This window comes from Falsiporphyromonas endometrii (assembly GCF_042654485.1).
Lineage (GTDB): Bacteria > Bacteroidota > Bacteroidia > Bacteroidales > Porphyromonadaceae > Porphyromonas > Porphyromonas endometrii.
Map to the genome: position 1 here is coordinate 1 of NZ_JBHSGO010000152.1, position 8881 is coordinate 8881.

The 8881-nt window shown below is 38.5% G+C and carries 8 protein-coding genes; 2 read left to right on the top strand and 6 right to left on the bottom strand.

Features of this window, described 5'->3' with window-relative positions:
- Positions 1 to 74: 74 nt before the first annotated feature.
- From ACFO3G_RS04755 to prmC, 3 genes are all read right to left on the bottom strand, one after another.
- Positions 75 to 590: a ComF family protein gene (locus ACFO3G_RS04755; protein ID WP_380078469.1), complete on the bottom strand. Its 516-nt coding sequence runs from the start codon at positions 588 to 590 to the stop codon at positions 75 to 77.
- Positions 583 to 1080, bottom strand: coding sequence for a regulatory protein RecX (locus ACFO3G_RS04760; RefSeq protein WP_380078471.1), 498 nt, complete (start codon positions 1078 to 1080; stop codon positions 583 to 585). The genes ACFO3G_RS04755 and ACFO3G_RS04760 overlap by 8 nt, the downstream gene beginning before the upstream one ends.
- Positions 1081 to 1152: 72 nt before the next feature.
- On the bottom strand, positions 1153 to 2028 hold the full coding sequence (gene prmC, locus ACFO3G_RS04765) for a peptide chain release factor N(5)-glutamine methyltransferase (protein WP_380078473.1): 876 nt from the start codon (positions 2026 to 2028) through the stop codon (positions 1153 to 1155).
- Positions 2029 to 2046: 18 nt separating this feature from the next.
- Here prmC and ribD point away from each other — a divergent pair, with 18 nt between their 5' ends.
- On the top strand, positions 2047 to 3063 hold the full coding sequence (gene ribD / locus ACFO3G_RS04770) for a bifunctional diaminohydroxyphosphoribosylaminopyrimidine deaminase/5-amino-6-(5-phosphoribosylamino)uracil reductase RibD (RefSeq protein WP_380078475.1): 1017 nt from the start codon (positions 2047 to 2049) through the stop codon (positions 3061 to 3063).
- A gap of 123 nt (positions 3064 to 3186) precedes the next feature.
- On the opposite strand, the gene ACFO3G_RS04775 is transcribed toward ribD, so the two are convergent.
- From ACFO3G_RS04775 to ACFO3G_RS04785, 3 genes are all read right to left on the bottom strand, one after another.
- Positions 3187 to 4497, bottom strand: coding sequence for an OmpP1/FadL family transporter (locus ACFO3G_RS04775; RefSeq protein ID WP_380078477.1), 1311 nt, complete (start codon positions 4495 to 4497; stop codon positions 3187 to 3189).
- A gap of 195 nt (positions 4498 to 4692) precedes the next feature.
- Positions 4693 to 7041 (bottom strand): ABC transporter permease, encoded by a 2349-nt coding sequence (locus tag ACFO3G_RS04780; protein ID WP_380078479.1) that lies wholly within the window; start codon positions 7039 to 7041, stop codon positions 4693 to 4695.
- Between the two features lie 41 nt (positions 7042 to 7082).
- Complete coding sequence (locus ACFO3G_RS04785) at positions 7083 to 7757, bottom strand: ABC transporter ATP-binding protein (protein WP_380078481.1); 675 nt, start codon at positions 7755 to 7757, stop codon at positions 7083 to 7085.
- 270 nt (positions 7758 to 8027) lie between these two features.
- On the opposite strand from ACFO3G_RS04785, the gene ACFO3G_RS04790 reads away from it, so the two are divergent.
- Complete coding sequence (locus tag ACFO3G_RS04790; RefSeq protein ID WP_380078483.1) at positions 8028 to 8297, top strand: hypothetical protein; 270 nt, start codon at positions 8028 to 8030, stop codon at positions 8295 to 8297.
- The last annotated feature ends 584 nt before the right edge of the window (positions 8298 to 8881 follow it).

Sequence of the window (8881 nt, forward strand, 5' to 3'; positions counted from 1 at the left end):
CCCGGGCGGACGCCAATCCCCCCGGTGTTTTTCATGCCCGCCTGACGGATGAACAAAACAATGAATTGAAATGATTAATTTTGACTCAAAGATAAACCTCCTTTACACACTTTTTGGGATACTACCGCCAATATACTATCTGAAGCCTTGATACCTGTATATTGCGATATACCCTCAGCAATAATCATGGCTTGGTTATAGCCTCTAAAAGCCCTTCTTTTGCGACTGATAGGAACCGGCAAAATCCAATCGACCTCACAATTTGACCAACGAAACTTTTTAGCGGCCAGCTTTCCAAACAATTTACCAACATCCTTATATCTATTATACTTGAGCTGATGAATTGCCCGTTGTGTAGCATTACCATCCTTAAAGCAGAACAAAGAGTCGAATGTTTCAATATAAGCCTCCCCCTCAATCCTCTCTGTCGAATAGACAGGATGATTTAGAAAGACAGGCATATTATGAAAACAGGTTGGACATATTGCTCGCTCATTAAGACTGAGTCTTCTTTTGCATACAGCACAAAGTCTCGGATAAACAAAATCACACACCACACGAAGAGAGCGACTCAAAATTTCGTTATTCAAGTTGGCCACACTCCTTGTCTAATAGATTTATAGTCTCTTTGACATCACTATATGAATACCCCTTATTCGTGGCAAACCTCACAACCTTAGCAAACCTTTTCACAGGATCGGGCTCTTTGATCGAATTCAGTTTATCTTTAACAAGTTGTTTAAGCTTATCAAGAGGAGTCACTTCATTTTCTTCATCATAGAGCTGCCTAATAGCCTCATCTATCAGATGACAATCTATCTGTTTATGCTTCAATTCATAATAAATCTTTTGAGGTCCCCACCCATTAAATCTCATCTTATCTTTGGCAAATGCCCCTGCAAATCGCTGTTCATCAAGATACTTCTCCTCTTCAAGTTGTTGCAAAAGCCTGCTATGCACATCCTCGTCAACGCCCATTCTTACCAGTTTCTGAATAACATCATATCGAGATCGTTCGGCAGATGAACAATACTTAGACACCTTATAATAAACCTTTTTATATTCTTCTTCCATCATCATTGTACTTCTTCTTATTAACTTCTTATAAGGTAAAGGTTATAGGATATTTGTACAAACGAGTATATCTCATCATCATTTTTGTGCATAAATAAAGCGGTCTTTCTTAAACAAATCCCTGACTACTTTCCCTTTTAGGCCGACATCTTCAATGACTTGAAGCGTTTCATTGCCAAGAGCTTCATTGATTTCATAACATAGGAGGCCACAAGATCTGAGATGACTTGCTGCAAACTGTGCCGTCTTTCGATAAAAATAGAGAGGATCATTTTCCGGAGCAAAGAGAGCTATGTCAGGTTCGTATGACAAGACATTTTCCCTCATCAAGATAGCTTCGTTTCGTCTAATGTACGGAGGATTGCTGATTATTAGATCATAAGTCTCGGTATTCAATTCATTGGACCGATCCAACTGAGACATATCAGCCTCTACAACCTTAAGGAAAGAGGGCTGAACAAGAAGTTTCTCAGCATTTCTTTTTGTTACAGACAATGCATCGGGTGATATATCAACAGCATAAACTTCGGCGGGAAACAGATACTTGGCAAGCGTAATGGCAATACAACCACTGCCACATCCAAGATCTAAAATCTTAATCTGACGCTCTTTGGCAACACATTTAAGCCGGTTGATAACCTCAAAGCAAAGTTCTTCTGTCTCCGGTCTGGGAATCAGCACTCCATGCTCAACTTCAAACTCAAGACCCATAAACTCTGTCTTACCCAATACATATTGTATGGGTTCATGACAAGCCAAGCGCTCCAATGCTGACTCAAATATATCTTGTTCGTGAGCGCTAAGAAGCTGCCCTTTGTCGCAAAGTAGTAACTTTGTATGGTTGAGATTGAGCACCTCCCCTAAGAGTATTCTACTTATTTGACGAGCCTCTTCTTGGGGATACAGCTCACTAAGCGTTTTCTCGCTTAGCTGTAAAGCATCCTTAATTTTCATAGATACAAAAGTACAAATATGCAGACAAAAGAGATATACATGAGAAGGGCATTGGAGCTTGCTTCACTTGCTGAGGGTTACACTGCTCCCAATCCCATGGTAGGAGCAGTAATCGTAGACGACAAAAGTGGCCTAATCATATCTGAAGGTTACCATCACAAAGCAGGTCAGCCTCATGCAGAGGTGATGGCTGTAAGAGGTGCAGGAGCGAGAGATCTCTCCAAAGATGTCACAATGTATGTAAGTTTGGAACCATGCTCTCATTATGGCAAGACCCCACCCTGCTCTGAACTAATTATCAACAAAGGGATCAAACGAGTAGTCGTAGCCATGCAAGACCCATTTCTAAAAGTAGCCGGAAGAGGTATTAAGATGCTTCGTGATGCCGGTGTAGAGGTACAAGTTGGTATGCTCGAAGCAGAAGCGCAAAGACTCAACCATGCGTTTCTTACAGCCATAACCCAAAACCGTCCTTATATCACACTCAAGTGGGCAGAAACTTCAGACGGTTTTATAGATAAAATAAGATCTTATGAAGAGGCTCCTCTCGTTATAAGTACCCCCATAAGGAGGCGAATCGTACACAAAATGCGTTCTCAACATGATGGCATCATGGTAGGAGGTGAAACATTGAGAAAAGACAATCCCTCACTCGACAATCGGTTTTGGTTGGGACATTCGCCAAGGCCTATCATTGTTTCTCACCATGCCAACATACCACTATCAGCCAAGTGTCTCCAAAATGCTGAAGCCAAGCCAATACTTTTTTGTAGCAAAGATGCTCCCAACCTTGACAAACTCACCGAATTTCTTGATATCAAAACCTACGACAGCAACAAAGCATCATTAGACTTCATTATGGAGACTTTGATTGAAGAGGGTGTTCATAGTTTGCTTGTGGAGGGTGGAAGCAATTTGTTGCAACAGTTTCTCAATGCAAAACTTTATGACAAAATTGAAAAAGAGGTTTCATCCATCGTAATTGGTACAGGAATTGAAGCTCCACAGCTTCAAAGTCCCCCAATTAGCTTGTAATTTGAGTGAATGGCACTTTGTGCAACATTCTCCTCTTATCCACACCAAACGAAATTAGTCCGACGAGATCTGCAATTAGGGCATCTCGTCGGACTACTTTTTATCAAATAACACTCAATAATATCAGAACTTATAATCTATTCCAAGACCAAAGACTTTATTTGTTCTACTATAAGTATTGTCACTTGCTATATTCTTAGCAATCTGAGCTTTCATCTTATAATCACTATAGTTGGTCCAGAAGTACCCCACATTGAGATTGAGGTGTTTATTCAATTTTACTTCGGCTCCAAGTCCTATAGAATATGAGTCACAAGAGAAACTTGTATCAGATTGGAAACCGTCTGTTTGTCCATAATTGGTATTTTGATAGCCGGCGCTGATTGTTAATATCTTAGTCACATCCCATTCTATACCGGCAAGATATTCTATCGTACCACGATCAAGAGATTTTTGCTTGTCTTGTGCCATCCCGGCTTGCTTGTCGAAATAATAATGATACTCAACCGAAGCTCTCAAAGAGGGCAAAATGCTATACTGTACAGCCGCAGAAAGAAGTGCAGGAATATCATTGGGTGTATTAACCCCATCTTTATAAGCAGCCAACGGACTATTGATGTCTTGAGGAACACCTTTGATGCGATATTCACTTTTTTTGGTCTTATTCTCTATATTCATCTTCGTGATAAACTCATATTTAAGACCAATATTAAACTTACCCAACTTGGCATCTAATCCCAAGATTGGAGTGAGGCCCCACCCTGTTTGTGTACAATCAAGATCAATACCAACAACTTCCACCGGGTTCTTGCCACGCAAAGAGGCCTGCAAAAAGCCCTCATAACCACCTGTGAAATAATTCATTCTACCACCGGCATAACCTGAAAGCCAGTCATTAAACTTATATGCGGCCCCCATCTGCAACCCCCAGATCATCTGACTTCCATCCAAAGAGCTATTGATAGAATATGCTTTGGGGGGTATCTTTTGCATTGCCATCGCTGCATGAACCGCATTACTAAACATTGGTAAACCTTCATTAAAAGAGGCTTTTCCTCCACCACCAATAATACCAAATGAACCAGAAAAGGCCAGATTACCTTTCTTATAAGCAGCCATTACATTTGGTAGAAATGGGGCTGAGGCCTTGCCTTTGTATTTGTGAGAAAAGTCCATATCCGTTCCAAGCATAAATTTAGAATCAATCGTACGAGTCTGATAAACGCTCTGACCATTGAACGAGAGATAAATCCCATCGTTCATAAAAGCTGTACCGGCCGGATTGTAATAAGCACCTGAAATACCGATTGAGGCTCCACGGGCAACCATTCTCAAAAAAGAAACATGCTGATTGGTGTTGGTAAGAACACCACCTGCAAGAATAGGCATGACACAAGCTAAACAAACAACACTTGTAAGTAAAATCTTTCTCATCTTAAATGTTCAATTATAAATTAACGAGGCAAAGATAATAGAAAGTTGCACACTTACTGCATATTTGTGCAATTTAAGTATCTTACAAAAGATTATGATAAACACGACAGATTACAGCATCATACAAAAGAGGCCACAGCCTATTAAGGTGTGACCTCCTATTGAGTAGGATATCAAAGTATTGCGTAAAACAATCTATTCTGTACGAATACTCTTTATTGGGTTTTGAAGGGCCCGTCTAAGACACTGCAGTGAAATGGTTGCTACCGCCACCACAAGAATAAGCACATAAGCAACGATAAATAACCAAGGAGAAATCGAGGTTTTTATAGCGAATGAACTGAGCCACTTTATACCAAGGAAATATCCTATGGGAGCTGAGATAACAAAGCTTATGGTAATAATCCTAATATATCTCCTATTAAAAAGAAGCAGTATGTCTAAAACTGTACTTCCCATAATCTTACGGATACTTATTTCCTTGCGCCTATACTCTGATTCAAACATAGTAACACCAAAAACACCAATGATGCTGATCAGAACAGAAAGAAGGGCAAAAACCAATATTTGCTTCTTAAAAAGATAATCCATGGCATAATTGTCATTCATTGCCTCATCGATAAATTTAAACTGAGATTGATCTTCGATTGAAAAGTCATTGAGCACTTTATTGAGTTTGTCAATAACAGCAAACTGATCTACCCCTTTAGAAATTCTCACATTGATAACATCTTTCCAAGACCAGTCGGAGTAATCCTCTTTTGTTCCAAAAATAGTAAAAGCCAAAGCCTTTTTACTATCATCGGAATATAAACTGTGAAAGGTCAAATTAGGGACGACGCCTACAACTGGAAAACTTCTAAGATGGTATCCTAATTGGACAAACGGATAAATAAGAGTTGTATTCTTCGTTACAATCATCTGGTTTCTATCAGAAGATTCAAAATCACTCCCGTCTATAGGCTTTATACCAAGGACTTTGAGATAATCTTTGTCACATGGAAATACAGTCAGATTGACATTTCTACCTTTATCATCGTTCTGACCCCACTCCATATAGACATCACTCGAACCAATCACAAACTGCGAAAGAGCAACCGCTTCTACTCCATTTATTTTAAGTAAGGCCTCTTTAAGAGCATTCTCATGCTGACCAAATTCTACAGTAAACGGGGCATATACAATGTGGTCCTTATCAAATCCATAATCTTGATTATGAATAAACAAGGATTGTTGTTGCATAATAAACACCCAAACGATGAGGAGTACAGATGCTGCAAATTGAAAAGATATCAGGACTGTTCGCATGAGCTTTCCCTTGGGAGTCATACCCAAATTGCCACGCATTCCCATAATTGGGGAGATTTTGGAGACAAAAATTGTAGGATATCCTCCCGCAATAAGCCCTATTATCACAGCAATCATCACCATCAAGATAAGTATTCTCCAATGTGTTAGATCTATTGTACCCGAGATAAGCTGCTGTACACCCCATGACGGTAATAAGTTTATGACAATAAGGAAAAATACAAAAGCAGTTAACGAAATAAATATTCCCTCCGAGATAATCATTAGGTTGACTCGTCTCTTGGAAGCGCCTAAAATCTTTTGAGTTGACAAACTCCTAATCCTCATAGGCATCTCAGCCTGCTTGAAATTGACAAAATTGATTGCAGCTATAATCAATATGATAATGGAGAAGCAAATCAAAAGATAAGTACTGAGAGAATAGGTCTTGCCGGCCTCGATATCTCTCATGGGAAGGACCAAACTATGAAGAGGAAGCAGTTTAACTTTTATCTGATCTAAACCTTCCACACCTCTTGATTGAAACATCTCTTTTATAAAGGTTTCAAATTGTTGAGCAACTTTAGAGACATTAGCAGCGTTGTCCACTTTAACGAACACTTGATAGTTCCAGTTGTTTACATTCCCCTTATTGCTGTCATCAGAAGTGAAAATACAATTAGAATAGGTACTGTTGTCTTGAAAATCTTCACAGACTCCTCCTATTGTAAGATCGTATCCGGATCTGGTATTCTTAATTTTTTGACCTACAACATCTACCCTACCAAAAAGTTTTTGAGAGATAGAACGAGGAATCACAACCATATCGACCCTATCAAGACAATTAGCGTCTCCACATATCATTTTTGGAGAAAATATTTTTAGATAATTGTTGATACCATTGACACACTTAATTTCTATCTTCCTTTGTATATCTTCGTTGGGAGCATAATTGGAGAGCCGATTGTAACTCTCAATCATTGATAAACTTTGTATGTTGGGACAATTGGATGCAAAACGCTCAACAAAAGGCCGACTAAACGTCTCTATCCATCCATCTCCTAATTCACCCGGGTCAACAAACACCTCATAAATACGGTCAGAATCTGTTATCTCTTTATTGAAATTTAAGGTATAATCGACCTGAATAAAAATAACAAACACAGCTGCGAAAGCCAAAACCAGACCTAAAAGGTTCAAGATATTGGCCACAAGATTTCGCCTAAGTATACTTATAAAGTTTTTGAATAAAAGCATATTATAAAGTTTTTTGAAGTTGGTTGGTATAATCCGAATTCTTATCCAATCACTCCTGAAACAACCTTACCATCAAAGAGATTGATAATACGATCAGCATACTGAGCATCATGAAGTGAGTGAGTCACCATAAGAATAGTTGTACCCTCTTCGTGCAACTGAGACAAAAGCTCCATTACCTCTTTACCATTGGTAGAATCGAGATTTCCCGTAGGCTCGTCAGCCAAGATAATCTTTGGATTTGCCACTACAGCTCTTGCAATTGCCACCCTCTGTTGTTGACCTCCTGAGAGTTGCTGAGGAAAATGCTTCGCCCTGTGACTGATATTCATTTTTTGTAAGATCTCATTGACTCTCTTTTTACGCTCTTTAGCCCCTATCTTCAGATAAATAAGAGGCAATTCAACATTTTCAAAAACATTAAGTTCATCAATCAAATTAAAACTCTGGAAAACAAAACCTATATTTCCCTTCCTTAAATTGGTTCTGGCTGACTCTTTGAGATGCCCTACCTCTTCTCCATCAAGATAATATTCACCACTCGTAGGATTATCCAAAAGTCCCAATATGTTGAGTAAAGTAGACTTTCCACAGCCGGAAGGTCCCATAATAGCTACAAACTCATGCTCTTTGATCTCCATACTTACCCCATTGAGGGCCAATGTCTCAACCTCTGTCGTCAGAAATGATTTTATCAAATTAGTTACCTTAATCATAATTGTAAAATTAGTTTTGATTACACCAATCATTGCACCAACTAATGTGCCAAAGCAGTTAAACAAATCATTATCAATACCTTATAATTACGGCAGTTAAGATAAGTGTCCAATAAATTGACATATAGTGTACAATTATTAGACGCTCTCGGTCTCGCTTTGTAAGTTGATGTAACAAAAGAACCATTGTGACTTGTTGATAATAAATAAAAACTTTGCCGTATATCGAACAGTTTTTGTATCTTAGTAACAGACAAAGAAATAAAAACCATGGAGATAATCATATTACTTACCATCATTTGGCTTGTTATGTCACTTGAAGAATCAACACTTCAAGCGGGTAAGATATATCCGAAAGGTGTTAAGCAAATTGATGATATTGCAAACATCAAAATCTATCTTCTCATAAGTCTATTTGAATGGGCTGTGAAGCTCATTAGAAAAGAACCATATTTGTTAAATACTGTTGCCTTAAATACAGCTCAAAAATCAACTCAAACTACACTCATTTATACTGAAATTCCAACATTTCGGGGTTAGGGGTTCCTGACCTTCTGCTGACTTTGCTCGTTTTATTAGTACGAAACGGGCTTTTTTATGTGCTATTTTAACAGATAAGCTCGCGCGAGATGCAATCTGTTCTCGCGCGACTTTCGATCCGTTGTCGCGCGACCTTGACATGCGAAGTCGCGCTACTTCAGGTGCAACCTCGCGCGAGTTCACTTTCAAAGTAGCGCGAGGATGGATTGCAAGTCGCGCGAGCTTCCAAAAAAGGCGGCCTAAAGTCCATTTTTATGTCGCCAAAAGATTTATTTCAAATCACATTAATATAGTTTAACATATAGCAATAGCAATAAATCCTCCTCTACCCATCTTATTCTAATGAAAAAGGCTGTTTTGAAACCAAAACAAGACGCTTTTATGCTAATAAACCCACTAAGAATATTTACATTATTTATCTAATACGGTAGATAATAATCTAATTATATTGGATAAAAAAATAAGAAGCTGTTTAAATTTAATTGAAAAACAATCTTATACAAGGTGTTAATATATTGAATATCAGTAGGTTAGTTGATTTATTATTTGTAACTTTATGATTATCAAACAATTAAAGTTATGGA